General features: G+C 41.5%; 14 protein-coding genes. 11 read left to right on the top strand and 3 right to left on the bottom strand.

Annotated elements, in window-relative coordinates:
* Positions 1-30 precede the first annotated feature (30 nt).
* Positions 31-1,362 (top strand): MATE family efflux transporter, encoded by a 1,332-nt coding sequence (locus ACE01U_RS01455; RefSeq protein WP_395553102.1) that lies wholly within the window; start codon positions 31-33, stop codon positions 1,360-1,362.
* A gap of 157 nt (positions 1,363-1,519) precedes the next feature.
* On the opposite strand, the gene ACE01U_RS01450 is transcribed toward ACE01U_RS01455, so the two are convergent.
* Positions 1,520-2,401, bottom strand: coding sequence for a LysR family transcriptional regulator (locus ACE01U_RS01450; RefSeq protein ID WP_395553101.1), 882 nt, complete (start codon positions 2,399-2,401; stop codon positions 1,520-1,522).
* A 168-nt stretch (positions 2,402-2,569) separates the two neighbouring features.
* Between ACE01U_RS01450 and ACE01U_RS01445 the strand changes: the two genes are divergently transcribed.
* The 10 genes from ACE01U_RS01445 to ACE01U_RS01400 all read left to right on the top strand — a co-directional run bounded on the left by ACE01U_RS01445 (position 2,570) and on the right by ACE01U_RS01400 (position 13,108).
* On the top strand, positions 2,570-4,087 hold the full coding sequence (locus ACE01U_RS01445) for a CoA-acylating methylmalonate-semialdehyde dehydrogenase (protein WP_395553100.1): 1,518 nt from the start codon (positions 2,570-2,572) through the stop codon (positions 4,085-4,087).
* An 11-nt stretch (positions 4,088-4,098) separates the two neighbouring features.
* A complete protein-coding gene (gene mmsB, locus ACE01U_RS01440) occupies positions 4,099-4,989 on the top strand; it encodes a 3-hydroxyisobutyrate dehydrogenase (RefSeq protein WP_395553099.1) in 891 nt (296 codons plus the stop codon).
* A gap of 85 nt (positions 4,990-5,074) precedes the next feature.
* On the top strand, positions 5,075-6,730 hold the full coding sequence (locus ACE01U_RS01435; RefSeq protein WP_395553098.1) for an AMP-binding protein: 1,656 nt from the start codon (positions 5,075-5,077) through the stop codon (positions 6,728-6,730).
* Between the two features lie 126 nt (positions 6,731-6,856).
* Entirely contained in the window at positions 6,857-7,981 is a 1,125-nt protein-coding gene (locus ACE01U_RS01430) for an acyl-CoA dehydrogenase family protein (protein WP_395553178.1), read from the top strand.
* A 94-nt stretch (positions 7,982-8,075) separates the two neighbouring features.
* A complete protein-coding gene (locus ACE01U_RS01425; RefSeq protein ID WP_291373911.1) occupies positions 8,076-8,879 on the top strand; it encodes an enoyl-CoA hydratase in 804 nt (267 codons plus the stop codon).
* Positions 8,880-8,892: 13 nt separating this feature from the next.
* A complete protein-coding gene (locus ACE01U_RS01420) occupies positions 8,893-9,855 on the top strand; it encodes an enoyl-CoA hydratase/isomerase family protein (RefSeq protein ID WP_395553097.1) in 963 nt (320 codons plus the stop codon).
* Positions 9,856-10,664: 809 nt separating this feature from the next.
* Positions 10,665-11,207: a GTP-binding protein gene (locus ACE01U_RS01415; RefSeq protein ID WP_086208336.1), complete on the top strand. Its 543-nt coding sequence runs from the start codon at positions 10,665-10,667 to the stop codon at positions 11,205-11,207.
* Between the two features lie 13 nt (positions 11,208-11,220).
* Complete coding sequence (locus ACE01U_RS01410) at positions 11,221-11,637, top strand: roadblock/LC7 domain-containing protein (RefSeq protein ID WP_086208335.1); 417 nt, start codon at positions 11,221-11,223, stop codon at positions 11,635-11,637.
* A gap of 85 nt (positions 11,638-11,722) precedes the next feature.
* The gene (locus ACE01U_RS01405; RefSeq protein WP_395553096.1) at positions 11,723-12,712 is read left to right on the top strand and encodes a hypothetical protein; all 990 of its coding nucleotides are present in this window, start codon (positions 11,723-11,725) and stop codon (positions 12,710-12,712) included.
* Positions 12,713-12,751: 39 nt separating this feature from the next.
* Positions 12,752-13,108, top strand: coding sequence for a hypothetical protein (locus ACE01U_RS01400; RefSeq protein WP_086208333.1), 357 nt, complete (start codon positions 12,752-12,754; stop codon positions 13,106-13,108).
* Positions 13,109-13,206: 98 nt separating this feature from the next.
* Here the strand turns inward: ACE01U_RS01400 and ACE01U_RS01395 are convergent, their stop codons facing one another.
* Together ACE01U_RS01395 and ACE01U_RS01390 are read right to left on the bottom strand one after the other, a co-directional pair.
* A complete protein-coding gene (locus tag ACE01U_RS01395) occupies positions 13,207-14,079 on the bottom strand; it encodes an arginase family protein (protein ID WP_395553095.1) in 873 nt (290 codons plus the stop codon).
* 3 nt (positions 14,080-14,082) lie between these two features.
* On the bottom strand, positions 14,083-15,045 hold the full coding sequence (locus tag ACE01U_RS01390; RefSeq protein ID WP_291373908.1) for a hypothetical protein: 963 nt from the start codon (positions 15,043-15,045) through the stop codon (positions 14,083-14,085).
* Positions 15,046-15,088: the final 43 nt, after the last annotated feature.

Genomic DNA, 15,088 nt, shown 5'->3' with positions numbered 1-15,088 from the left:
AATTTGTGAGTATGAGTAACCAAATTATCTATGAATATTGTTAAAGATATCACAGTACCCATTCTTCAACTTGCACTACCTTTGATTCTTATTCAGTTGTGCCAAGCTTTATTGGGTTTAGTTAATACAATTGTGGCAGGTCGTTATCATTATTTAGATTTAGCTGCTATTGGCTTGGGTAGTAATATTTGGGCGCCTGTTTTCATTCTATTTACGGGGATTTTATATGTATTGGTACCAAAGTTTTCGCTTTTAAAATATAAAGAGGATAGCCAACAGACAGCACAATTATATCAGCAGGGAAAGAGAGTATCTTTTCTGTTGGCGATGTTGGGTTTTGTGTTTATACAGGCTCTCGCATATTTATGTCCATTGTTTATCCCAGATACTGATGTTGCAAAAATTTGCAAGAATTACTTACATTTGATTGCATTTGCCATGCCTGCATTGGTTTATATGGTTTTTTACCGTTTTATCAGTGAAGGATATAGCCAACTTCATCCAATTCTAATGAGCTTTATCATCATGCTGATATGCGATGGATTATTGGGTTATGTTTTTGTTCATGGGATTGGTATTTTCCCCGAAATGGGAGGAATGGGCACGGGTTTGGCGACGATTATCAGTGCTTACATTGGTTGTTTGAGTATGCGTTATTGGGTTCATAAGCGTATACCAGAAATGAGTATTTGGACTGAGACGAGCACTGCTAATTTATCTGACAGTATAGAACTGTTGAAACAAGGTATGCCGATTGGATGTGCATTAGTTTTACAAGTTTTAGCACTCGCGACTTTGGCCTTTTTTGCAGCCAGACTTGGAACACAAGTCATCGCAGCACATCAAATTGTAATTAATATTGCAATGGTGATTATTATGATCCCTGTTGCCATGAGTAGTGCTGCAACCATTCGAATAGCTCATTTTAATGGGATGAAATATCGGAAAGAGAGGCGCTGGTCATATTACATCGTTACTGCTTTTACTCTTTTTTATGCAATCGTTGTGGCAGGGATTCTAAGTCAATTTGCAAGACAAATGACAGCATTTTTCAGTCAGGATAGCGATGTAGTAACGATTGCTGCAACGCTGATGTGCTATGTGGCTATTTTTCTTATATTTGATGCTTTACAAACGGTTGCAGCAGGAATATTAAGAGGAATGCAGCAATTCACGCAGCCCTTGTTTGTCATTTTATTTTGTTATTGGATGGTCATTATTCCATTCAGTTATATGTTTGGTATAAATGGGGCATTTCAGGTTGAACCCTCTGTCATGATGATATGGAAGATTATGATTATGGGGATTTTTTTGGCAGCATTATTATTAACTGCTCAAAGTTATCGTTGGGTACTCAAATAAAATCTTGATACCAATCAATATAAGAGTTTCTAGCTAGGCTCAACTAAAAGAGTGATTGGTTATTTCGCATGGATAAGTTTATTTGTACTTCATTATTCGAATAATGAGTTCGATACATTGCGATGAGAAAGACCAATAAGAACTTACTGCTGATGGTCTAATCCATCAGCACGCTTTGTTTTAAGTCTGCTTGTTTGCGTAAATAGTCCCAAACCAATTTAATCCGTGGCTCGTGTTGTAGGTCGACAAAAGTCAGCATCCAAAAGGTATGTGTGAAACGTACCTGATCGGGTAGAACTTGTACCAAATCAGGTTGATCATGCGCCAAAAATTTCGGCAAAAGTGCCAATCCTGCCCCTGCATTGACTGCAATTTGCTGGGCCAAAATACTACTACTGCGGAAGTTTGCAGTCAGAGGAATCGGTAGGCGTTCTAAGCAATATAGCTCCGAACTATAAATCAGATCATCAATATAATTCACAAAGCGGTGATGAGCTAAATCGTCCATATTTGTAATGGGTAGATGTTGTGCCAGATAGCTTTTGCTGCCGTAAATTTTTAAACAATAATCTGTCAGTCGGGTAATGATGTATGGCCCCGATTTTGGGCGGTCAATTGAAATCACAATATCCGCTTCACGATGCGACAGTTTGATCATCTTCGGCACAGGAATTAGGTCGATCGTGAGCAGTGGAAATTGCAATGACAGTTCGGCCAATAGTTGAGTTAAAAATGCTGTGCCGAAACCCTCAGGTGCGCCAATTCGCACACGACCTTCGAGTGGCTGTTGTGGTTTTTGAATTTGCAAAAAAGCCTGTTCCATTTGCTCTACACGGGGAACCAATGCCATGCCATCGGCAGTGAGTTCATAGCCAGTGGCTTCACGTTTAAACAGGGGCATGCCTAAAGTGACTTCTAAAGACTGCACGCGTCGTGCCACGGTACTGTGTTCGACGCCAATAATCCGTGCTGCATTGGTCAGGGTTTTAGCGCGTGCCAAGACCAAAAAAAACTGCAGATGATCCCAATCTACTTTCATTTTTATTTTCCACATCCTGTGCAAAATTGCACAACTATCGTGCACCAATCTGCATTGGTGGTCAAAGTTTTCTTTGCTAGTCTGAGTTGAAAAGCAGAAATTGAATATACGGTTTAAGTCGTATGTTTTCACAGTGACACAATAAAAATGAAGGCCTATGGAGAGGTTATGAATACGGTTTCTAAAATCCAAATTACTACAGCTAAACTTTTGATTAACGGTGAATTTGTTGAGTCTAAAACCCAGCAGTGGCAAGACATTATTAACCCTGCAACCCAAGAAGTGATTGGTTTAGTCCCTTTTGCAACACCAGAGGAAATACAAGCTGCGATTAGCTCAGCAAAATCTGCCTTTGCGAGCTGGAGAGAAACCCCGATTCAAGCGCGTATGCGCATTATGCTGAAACTACAGCAACTGATTCGTGACAATGCTAAGAAAATTGCACAGGTACTCACTGCGGAACAAGGCAAAACTTTGGCCGATGCGGAAGGTGATATTCAGCGTGGCTTGGAAGTAGTGGAACATGCCTGTTCAATTGGCACGTTGCAAATGGGCGAATATACCGAAGGTGTGGCACGCGGGGTGGACACTTATACCTTACAACAACCTTTAGGTGTATGTGCGGGCATTACACCATTTAACTTCCCTGCGATGATTCCTTTGTGGATGTTCCCCATGGCAATCGTCTGTGGCAATACCTTTGTTTTGAAGCCATCTGAACAAGATCCGCTCTCCACCATGATGTTGGTCGAGTTGGCAATCGAAGCTGGTATTCCCGCAGGCGTACTAAATGTGGTGCATGGTGGCAAAGAAGTGGTCGATGCACTGTGTACGCATCAAGACATTAAAGCCATTTCTTTTGTGGGTTCAACTGCTGTCGGTACGCATGTCTATAACTTGGCAGGCCAACATGGCAAGCGCGTACAATCGATGATGGGTGCGAAAAACCATGTGGTGGTCATGCCAGATGCCAATAAAGAACAAACCTTAAATGCCATGGTCGGTGCAGCCTTTGGTGCGGCAGGGCAACGTTGCATGGCGCTTTCAGTGGCAGTCATGGTCGGTGACAGTAAACACTGGATCAATGAATTGATCACAAAAGCCAAAACCTTAAGCGTGAATGCAGGACATGAGCCAAATACGGATATTGGCCCTGTGATATCACCGCGTGCCAAAGCCCGTGTGATTGATTTAATTAAAAGTGGTGTAGAACAAGGCGCTGAATTGTTACTAGATGGTCGGGATATTCAAGTCAAAGGCTATGAAAATGGCAACTTTGTCGGTGCCACGGTGTTTAACCATGTCACCACGGATATGCGCATTTATAAAGAAGAAATCTTTGGCCCAGTACTGACGATTCTCTGTGTCGAGACGTTGGATGAGGCGATTGAACTGGTCAATGCCAATCCATTTGGCAATGGTGTGGGCTTATTTACTCAAAGTGGTGCAGTGGCTCGTACCTTCCAAAACCGTATTGATATTGGTCAAGTGGGCATCAATATTCCTATTCCAGTGCCTGTCCCATTCTTTAGTTTCACAGGTTCACGTGGTTCGAAGTTGGGTGATTTAGGTCCTTATGGCAAACAAGCGGTCCAGTTCTATACACAAACTAAAACCATTACCAGCCGTTGGTTTGAAGACAGCCAAGAAGCAGGGGAAGTGAATACCACCATCAGTTTACGCTAAGGAGAGGCGAGATGAAGATAGCTTTCATTGGTTTAGGGAATATGGGCGGTTCGATGGCACAGAACCTGCTCAAAGCAGGGCAAACAGTGTTTGGTTATGATTTGAGTGAAAAAGCCTTACAACCGTTTGCTGAAAGTGGTGGGATTATTTGTGACAGTCCGCAAGCTGCTGCTGAGCAGGCAGATGTCGTCATCAGTATGTTACCCGCGGCCAAGCATGTACGTGACGTGTATTTAGGTGAAACTGGAATTCTGGCGGTAATGCGTGCAGGCAGTCTCTGTATTGACTCGAGTACCATTGATCCGCAAACCATTAAAGATGTTGCTGCTGAAGGCTTGAAGCATCAGGTTCAAGTTTGTGATGCGCCTGTATCTGGTGGCACCATTGGTGCTAAAGCAGGCACTCTCACCTTTATGGTCGGCGCCGATGATGCGACCTATGAGCAAGTGAAGCCCATTCTCAGTTTGATGGGGAAAAATACAGTGCACTGCGGTGTAGTCGGTGCGGGGCAAATTGCGAAGATTTGCAATAACATGATTTTGGGCATTTCCATGGCAGCCGTGGCAGAAGGCATGGCTTTGGGCAGTCGACTGGGGATTGATACACATGCGCTGGCAGGGGTGATCAATAGTTCAAGTGGTCGTTGCTGGAGTTCTGAGATCTGTAATCCTTGGCCAGATATTAGTCCAAATGCACCCGCAGGACGTGGCTATACCGATGGATTTGCTTCGCAACTCATGCTCAAAGATTTAGGTTTGGCCATTGAAGTGGCAGGTCAAGTCAAGCAACCTGTATTACTCGGTGGTTTGGCCCAGCAGCTTTATCAACAGCTGTGTTTACAAGGCAATGCACATTTAGATTTTTCCAGCATTATCCAGCAATACTTACCCCGAGAAAATTGATTTAAAAGAAATGCATGGGTGCAATGAGTGCACCCGATAAAAACCCCTTGTCGTGAATAACAAAAAATGTGACTGAGGTGAAAGGATGACTTCAAATTATCAACAAGCGCAGCAAAATTTTGATTTGCAACAGGCTGCGCAACGGTTTCTATCAGGTTCAGTCGATGCACTGAATGCATGTTATGAGTGCTGTGATCGGCATGCTTTGCCGGGGCAGATTGCTTTGTTTTGGCAGGGTAAAGATGGTCGTAAAGAGCAATATACCTTTCGAGAGTTACAACAACGTGCCAGCCAATTTGCCAACTTTTTAAAGTCGCAAGGGGTGAGCAAAGGCGACCGCATTTCTGGTTTATTGCCACGCACGCCTGAGCTCATCATTACTATTTTAGCGACATGGAGAATTGGTGCGGTCTATCAACCGCTATTTACTGCGTTCGGCCCGAAAGCCATTGAGCACCGTTTACAGTTGGCACAAAGCAAACTGGTGGTGACTGATGTGGGCAATCGTGACAAATTACAGGAAGTAGACGGTTGCCCTGCCATTGTGACGGTCACAGGAGCTAAAGGCACAGGTTTGTATCAAGGAGATTATAGCTTTTGGGCAGAGGTCAATCGCCAGTCTGATCAGTGTGAATTGGAGATGATGAACATCCAAGATCCGTTCTTGTTGATGTTCACTTCAGGCACGACAGGCCCTGCTAAACCTTTGCAAGTGCCACTCAAAGCTCTGATTGCATTTGGTGCTTATATGCAAGATGCGATTGGTTTAAGCGCTGAAGATTCATTTTGGAATATTGCCGATCCGGGTTGGGCCTATGGATTGTATTACGGCATTACTGGCCCGCTCTTATTGGGTCATCCGACCATTTTTTATGAAGGCGCGTTTACCGCCGATAGTCTGTGCCAAATCGTTGATGACTATGGCGTGAATAACTTGGCGGGAGCACCAACAGCTTACCGCATGATGATGGCGGCTGATCCCAAGCAAATGGCGAAACTCCGTGGCAAATTTCGTGTCGTCAGCAGTGCAGGTGAGCCATTGAATCCTGAAGTGTTTCGCTGGTTCAAGCAAGTATTAGACGCCCCGATCTTTGACCACTATGGCCAAACCGAAGTGGGAATGGTGGTGTGTAATCACCATGCGCTAGAACATGAGGTCCGTGCAGGTTCGGCTGGCTTTGCCAGTCCCGGCTATCGTGTTGTGGCACTAGATGAACAGGGTCATGAACTCGATGCTGATAGCCCAGGAATTTTAGCGGTGGATATTAGCCAGTCTCCGATGATGTGGTTTGGCGGTTATCAAGAAAGCCGTAAATCACCCTTTATTGGACATTATTATTTAACAGGTGATACCGCTGAAATTCATACTGATGGCAGCATGAGTTTTGTCGGACGCAGTGATGATGTGATTACCACTTCAGGTTATCGCGTAGGGCCATTCGATGTCGAAAGTGCACTACTAGAGCATGATGCAGTGATTGAAGCCGCCGTGATTGGTGTGCCTGATCCTGAGCGTACCGAAGTGATTAAAGCTTTTGTGATTTTATCTGGTGAGAGTGCAGCCAGTGCTGAGCTTGAAAATGAACTGAGCCAATTTGTGAAAAAACGCTTATCTGCCCATGCCTATCCGCGCTTGATTGAGTTTGTGACTGAACTTCCAAAAACACCAAGTGGGAAGATTCAACGCTTTTTATTGCGCAATCAGGAAATTGCTAAGCAGCAAACTGTGGCTACTGTTTAAATTGAAGAGATTGTAAGGAAAGGATTTATGCAATTCACTGAGGAACACGTCCTGAGTCAGGACAAGGCGAAAAGTTTTGCCCAAGAACAGATGAAACCAAATACCAGTGAGTGGGATCGACACGGTATGTTTTTTGAAGAACAAGTCCTGATTCAGGACATGGCGAAAAGTTTTGCCCAAGAACAAATTAAACCCTATGCCTGTGAGTGGGATCGACAGGGGACTTTCCCTGCGCAAGCTTTACAGCAAATGGGGCAACTGGGTTTTATGGGCATGTTGGTACCTGAAGAATGGGGTGGTTCAGCAACAGGTAACTTGGCCTATGTACTGGCACTGGAAGAAATTGCCGCTGCGGATGGTGCAACATCGGCCATTATGAGTGTGCATAATTCGGTGGGTTGTGTGCCGATTTTGAAATTTGGCACCGAAGAACAAAAGCAACAATTTCTGGTGCCTTTAGCCAAAGGGGAAATGATCGGTGCTTTTGCTTTAACTGAACCACATACTGGTTCCGATGCTGCAGCCATTAAAACCCGCGCCGTGAAAGATGGTGACCATTACATCATCAATGGTGCCAAGCAATTTATTACTTCAGGGCACAATGCAGGCGTGATTATCGTGTTTGCCGTGACCGATCCTAGCGCTGGGAAAAAAGGCATGAGTGCTTTTTTAGTCCCGCGTAATACACCCGGCTACGAAGTGATTCGGGTCGAAGAAAAATTGGGTTTACATGCCTCTGACACCTGCCAAATTGCCTTGACTGATGTGCGTGTGCACAAAAGCATGTTGTTGGGCAAAGAGGGCGAAGGTTTAAAAATTGCCTTGTCTAATTTGGAGGGTGGGCGCATTGGCATTGCCGCTCAAGCGGTTGGGTTGGCGCGAGCCGCTTTGGAGGAAGCGACGCGTTATGCCAAGGAACGTGTGGCATTTGGTAAACCGATCTTTGAACAGCAAGCAGTGTCGTTTCGACTGGCCAGTATGGCAACAGAAATTGCCGCAGCACGTCAGTTGGTACATCAGGCTGCGCGTTTAAAAGAAGCAGGCCAGCCGTGTTTGACAGAAGCTTCGATGGCCAAGTTGTTTGCCTCTGAAATGACTGAGCGGGTCTGTTCCAATGCTCTACAAATCTTTGGCGGTTATGGCTATCTGAAAGATTTCCCAATTGAGCGGATTTATCGTGATGCTCGGATTTGTCAGATTTACGAAGGCACCAGTGATATTCAACGCTTAGTGATTGCCCGTAGTTTATAAACCCAATATCGAAAAAACTGACCCTTGCACATGTGAATGATCGCGAGATTTTTCAAGAGATATGTGCATTGGTCTACAGAGAAAGGATCGCAACATGCAGTGGGAAAAAACATTTATCGAGGATTTACAGTGGGACACAATTTTAGTTGAAAAGCGTAAAGGCGTAGGGGTGATTACCCTGAACCGTCCTCAAGCGTTGAATGCCTTAAATAGTCAACTGATTGCTGAAATTAACCAAGCCTTAGACCAGTTTGAGCGCGATGCTGAAATTGGCTGTATGGTGTTGGCAGGTTCGGAAAAAGCCTTTGCCGCGGGTGCTGATATTAAAGAAATGGCCGAGCTGAATTTCCCGAATATCTATTTTGACGATTTTTTCCATTTGGCAGATCGGATTGCGCAGCGTCGTAAACCCTTGATTGCTGCGGTAAGTGGCTATGCGCTGGGGGGCGGCTGTGAGCTGGCGTTAATGTGCGATTTTATCTATTGTGCGGAGAATGCCAAATTTGGTTTGCCTGAAGTAACTCTTGGTGTAATTCCTGGCATTGGTGGAACGCAGCGTTTAACGTTGGCATTGGGTAAAGCCAAAGCCATGGAAATGTGTTTAACCGCACGGCAAATGGGCGCGGTTGAGGCGGAACAAAGTGGTTTAGTGGCGCGTGTGCTACCGAAAGATGAATTATTGGCCTATACCCTAGAGGCTGCGGAAAAAATTGCACAGCGATCCCTGACTGCAACCATGATGATTAAAGAAAGTATTAATCGCGCCTTTGAGGTGAGTTTGAGTGAGGGATTACGCTTTGAACGTCGTACTTTCCATTCCATCTTTGCAACGTCTGATCAAAAAGAAGGCATGAAAGCCTTTGTGGAAAAGCGTCCAGCACAATTTAAAAATCAATAAAAGGAGTCTTCGCATGGAAAATAATTTACAGATTAGCATGCAAGGGCATTTAGGCGTGATTACGCTAGATCGAGCGAGTCATCTGAATGCACTGTCCTTAAACATGATTCATGGCATTAGCCAGCAGCTAGAACAATGGCGAGAGGATGATCAAGTTCAAGCCGTCTTGATTAACTCCAAAAGCCCTAAAGCCTTTTGTGCAGGGGGGGATATTCGCTTCCTCTATGACAGCTATCAAAATGGAACTGCCAACTATCAACGCTATTTTGCTGATGAATATCACATGCTGAAGAGCCTGCGCCAATATGCGAAACCTGTGCTGGTGTTTTTAGATGGCTATGTTTTGGGCGGTGGTTTTGGTTTGGCACAAGCCTGCCATATCATTGTTAGTAGTGAGAAATCTCGTTTTGCCATGCCAGAAACCGCGATCGGCTTTTTCCCCGATGTGGGCGCAACCCATTTCCTGTCTCGTTTAGACGATGTGGGCGTGTATATGGCGGTGACGGGTGAACAGATCAGTAGTAGCGATGCCTTACATTTAGACTTAATTGATTATCTGGTGCCGAGTGACCACTTAGCACAGCTACAAACAGAATTGGCGCATGCTACGCAATTAACCCAACAGTCGATTGAGCAGACCATTGCGCGTTATTTAAAAGAACCTGCACCTAGCGAACTAAAACAGTATGAAGATGCGATTCGGCATCATTTTTCACATGCAGATTTGCAGGATATTGAAGACAGCTTAGCCAATACATTAGACAGTGACTATATGGATTGGGCTGAAAAAATCCTAGCCAATTTACAACAACGTTCTTTGTTGGCCAAGCAAATCAGCTTAAAACTTCAATATGTAGGTCGTGGATTATCTTTAGAGCAATGTATGCAGTTAGAGCGTGATTTACAAGATATCTGGTTTGAGCAAGGGGACATGATTGAAGGTGTTCGTGCCTTACTGATTGATAAAGACAAGTAACCGAAATGGCAAACAGAAAATCTTGAATTGATGCAAATGTTTGAAAATTTATTGCCATCTTCACCACAGCAACGGCAGGTAAGTGTGAAAATTTAGTTTGATCTTAAGGGGATAAAAATCTTTCAGGTTGTTGAAGGATTTTTGATCAGAAAAATCATGCAGTAATTAAAGCAGATTACCATTAATGTTGAAATGTACCTTGATGGTCTGTCGCTATCAGGATTTAGTGGTTTGTGCTTTCAGCAAATAAAAAAACACGTAGGCCACTATAAAATATTTTTACTCTTCTAATTTTACTAGGGTTTGATAGTCATTCTATTTGTATTTTAGCAATCAGCTCAGCTTAATAAAAAGCTAAATTCACTTAAATGATTTTGTAAATAACCGTTTACATCGCGCTGAATTTGCCTCTTTTATAGATTAAATTTGTTCCAGATAGCGATGATTTTGCAAAGAGGAGGGTATTTAAGAACTGATATTTACGTGAAAAGTGTTTTTTATTGATTGGAAAAAAAGTTTAACATATATTTAATTATCTAATAAAAAGATTGATTTTTGCATGATAAAAAATGCCAATCTAATACTAATTGATTATGATTCTTATTTGTGAAAATTATTATATATAAAATACATATACTTAGCATTATTTAATATATAGAAATGCATCTAAATAAGATTAAAAGGTATACAAAAAGTAGGGAAATATGTAATTAAGTTTTACTAAATGGTTTATAAAATGATGTTTTTTGTCAATCAAATAAAATATAATGTGAACCAGTACACACTTTTTCGCTATTTGGGACTTCTGAATGATATTACAGCAATATAAAATTGTTTTTGGAGGAACAATGGGGGCAGGAAAATCTGCTGCTATCCAAGCATTATCTGATATTTCTGTAGTAACAACCGAAGCTGTCAATACCGATACAGAAGCACACCATAAATTTTTGACGACTGTCGGCATTGATTATGGGGAAATTAGTCTAGATGACGGTACAAAAATTGGTTTGTACGGGACACCTGGTCAAGATCGTTTTGACTTCATGTGGTCCATTGTTTGTAAAGGGGCAATAGGGACCGTGGTATTAATTGATCATAGTCAAACTGACCGTTTGAAAGATCTTGAATTTTATTTAAATGCTTTTGCAGATTATGGCTCAAATATTGTGGTGGGAATTACTCATTTAGATGAAGAGCATGAGCATAAGCTGAAAATTTACCGTGATTGGATGCAAATACATCAAAAACAATTTCCACTATTTGCGGTAGATGCACGTAAAAAAGATGATGTCTTGCTGATGATAGAAACGTTAATTGCAACACTAGAATTACAAGCAGAGCCAGTCATTTAATAGGTAGCTAAAAATGAATAATCCTCGTGAAATTCCGAAAGAGTTGATTGAATACGCAAATTCAGAATTACAGCATTTTTTAAATACTGTTGCTGGTATTGATTTTGTCATGCTATGTTCATCGGATGGCTTTGAACTTTGCTTAGCTTCGAAGAAAAATATAGAAAATAAAGGAAAAATAGCAGCGGTTAGTAGCTCTATTTTGGCGATGGTTTCTGCTTTTATTTCAGAAATCCAACTTGTGGGTTGTCAGACAATTACGCTTGATGCTGAAAATGGAAAAGTATTTTTAACGGCAGTTAATCACTCGAAATATCCAATGGTGATGGTTGCTGTAACCAGCACAGATATTTTGATTGGACAAATGTTGTATTACTACAAAGAATTAAGTGAAAAATTGGCAAGCCAACAATTGAGCATTGCCTCATAAAATGGATGCGGTTGAACTTTTTTTGTTTAGAGTGAAATGGCGTGCAGTCATGATCTCGATAGATGATTTTTTAGTGGGTTCATGAATGAAAAATGTATTAAATATTGCGATATTTGGTTTAAGTTTGAATTCATTAGATCAAATCAAAACACAGATATTGCTTTCTTTGCCTAAAAATATGAATGTGAATTGGGTAAATCTTGCTGAACAAGAAATTGATTTGTTACTCGTTAATGATGCCTTTTTTAACGCACCTGGTATTCAAAAACTTTTATCTCTTCAGAGTGTTGCTTATCTACGTTTGGTTAAAAAGGTAGAGAATGCAGGACGAATTGTAGGGGATCAGTTATTTTATCCTCTGCCTAATGCCGAATATTTACGTGATTGGTTATTCAAAAAAGTCATTCCACAGTCAGAGTTGATGCCATTTGAAATACCATCCATGGAAATGACACATACGCAGCTGACACCACTGACGGTTTTAAACCCTGAAATGACGACGGAACAAGTATTTAATGAAATCTTTATTCCACGCAATGGGTATATTCAGTTATTTGATGCACAAGGTTTTCTTGCATTGGTAGATACGCGTACAGAGCGTGTTTGGGTCAATCCGAATAAAACGATTCAATTTAATGAAACATTGAATCAAACCTATGCAACGGCACAAATTGTACAAGATACGATAAAAGACAAAGAAGTCTATGACTTAAGAGTGTGGTTATGGAAGGTTGTAAATTCCTCGCCATCAATGGATTTACCGAAGGTAGATCTTAATCAGAATTTTAAGCTTGATATTTGGCCACAGTTTGAAAAAGATTTGCAACGCCGTGACTTTTTAAAAATAGCTGCCTGTTTTTCACAGGGTGCTCATATTGCAGATGTAAAACAGGCTCTGAATTTAAGTAATGAAAAAGTATTGAATTTTGTAGCATGTGCTGTTTTACTGCAATTAGGTCGTTTTATTGATCAAAATGAAGTGAAGTATCATATAGATACAAAACAAGTAGAAACTGGTCAAATGAATAAACTACGTGGCTTTATTGGAAAGTTACGTAGAAAACTTGGTCTTTGATTTTTTCCGGGGTAACCCTATAACTAGAGGTAAAATAATATGGCGCGTATTAGTTTAGATGCGTTAACGGGTCTTGATGGTTTTGTTGCTGCTGCACTTGTTGATAGTGAGAGTGGTCTAGCACTTGCGACTCAAGGCGGTGGGGTAGACTTAGAATTAGCAGCAGCAGGTAATACTGAGGTTATTCGTTCTAAGCGTAAAGTTGCGAAGGCTTTACAATTAAATGACAACATTGAAGATATTTTAATTACTTTAGGTAAGCAGTATCACTTGATTCGTCCTTTGGATACGAATGAAGCGTTGTTCTTATATTTAGTTTTAGATCGTTCTAAATCAAACTTGGCAATGGCTCGTTATGAGTTAAAAGGTTTTGAAAAATCACTTGATTTTTCTTGATTTTCTAGAGTAATTAGCCATGCTAGTATATTTCGATATGCTGGCATTTTTTATGCGTTATAGGTTGGCACTGGTGAGTGTACTAAATACTGCTATCCCTACTTGGCATAGTAGGTTTTGTAGGCTGTTTGAAAGGTACTGACATGCAGTTTGACCAGTTCAGGTAGGCTTTGATAACCGCCAGCTAAAACAAACATTAGTGGAAATTGGTGCTTTTGGGCTAAACGAAATACGATTTCATCTCGTTTTTGAATAAGTTCCGTACTAAACCATGAAGAACCGCAAGGGTCATTTTGATGGCAGTCCATGCCTGCCTGAAAAATAATCAAATCAGCTTTCCACTCCAAAGCGAGGCTAAAAGCTTGGTGAATCGCTAGGATATACTGACTAAAATTTCCATTGGTTTTATGAATATGATAGGTTTCAGCTCGTTCATAAGTTGGACAGCCAAAAGCCAAACCATAGATACTATAATTAAAAAGATTGCTCAAGCGACGAGTAAATTCTGCTGTTCCATTGCCTCCATGTTGATCACAATCAATCACAAAGATACGTTTATCTGGGAATTGTTGAGCCACTAAAGCCAGTCCATTAAAGCTACAAAAAGAGCCCCCAAACTCATAAACGGCATGATGAAATCCTTGAGCAATATTAGCTGAGATTTGGTGTTCCCAAGCCAACTCTGCAGCCAGAATTTGACCTGCATTGATGTTATAAACTGCATCACGGAGTTGATGATTCCAAGGTTTAAACCCTTGTAGTGTTGCTAACTTTTCAGGCAGTCCTGTATCAAAGGCTTCTACATACTTAGGGTCATGGAGTTGCTTTAGTATGTCTGTAGAAATTTTCTTCGGTGTATGAAATTGCACTATGCCCAAATCATTTAGTGCTTCCGCCACAGCCGTCAATTTTTCCATACTATTGGTATGAGTGCGAGCGTAGTATTGAGGTGAGTAGCAGACATTTAACATAGTTTAGTTCTTCACTTGCGCAGTGGCGACATCAAGCAGTTGTTGTAATCGCGTGGTTCCAGGACTATATAAACCATTGTCAATTTGCTGTTGATAGTGGGTTGTAAAGGCTCTTGACCGATTTTCAGGAGACACTGCCAAAGTCGTGAGTCGTAAGAACCAAAACCCACTTACTTCTGTGTAGGGGATGACATAGCCTTTAAACTGTTGATTTTGAGTTTTGTTTTGAATGGCATCTCGATCATAATCGACCGAAAATAATGAGCCTGCTGGCAAACAAACACCATTCATTAGTATAGGTTTGAGACTAATACAAGAGTGATCATCTCCCATGTTCAGTTTTTCTAGTAAGAGGGGTTGCTGTTCCTCATCTACAAAGATATTGATTTCACCTTGTCTTAGTACTCGTCCATGGGCAATTTTAAGGAAGAAGTTTTCAGCCATTGGGCATGAGCCGACTTTGGGCTTTTCTGTTCGAGTCTTTAATTCGACTAAACCTGTGTTAGTTGAGGTTTGAGGTAAAATAATATCTGCAATCAGTTGGCATAAAATCTGACTTTCTTCTAATTGAGCTTGTGCTGCAATGTGTCTTAAATTTTTCTGTCTTTCAAAATGGTCATGTACCTGTGCTGAAAGAAATGTGGAATTTGGGCCAGCCAAATGTTGTTGTAAATTTTCATTGAGGTCTAAGTTATGCCAGTCTGAAATTAGATATTGAGACTGTTCAAGTAGTGCCTTCAACGCTTTGGTATCATATTGATCGAACAATTTTAAGTCGATGAAGTCTTGGCTTAAGCGTGGGCTGTTGATGTATTCAGCTAAAACACGTGTGGCTTGTGTATAACCGCAACCTCGACGTTCAGTCTGATGTGAGAAATGTTCATTTAACATTTCAGCCAGCTTCGTAGACAGAGGGAAAACATGTTGTTTAAAGAGTTGAATAATTTCGTGATCTGTCTCGCGCATCCTTGCCCCAAAAATAACTTTAAGATCTGATTTATTATACAGT

Source organism: Acinetobacter halobius (genome assembly GCF_044130335.1).
Classification (GTDB): domain Bacteria; phylum Pseudomonadota; class Gammaproteobacteria; order Pseudomonadales; family Moraxellaceae; genus Acinetobacter.
The sequence above is the reverse complement of the archived record's forward strand: the minus strand, read 5'-3'. Positions and strand labels throughout refer to the sequence as shown.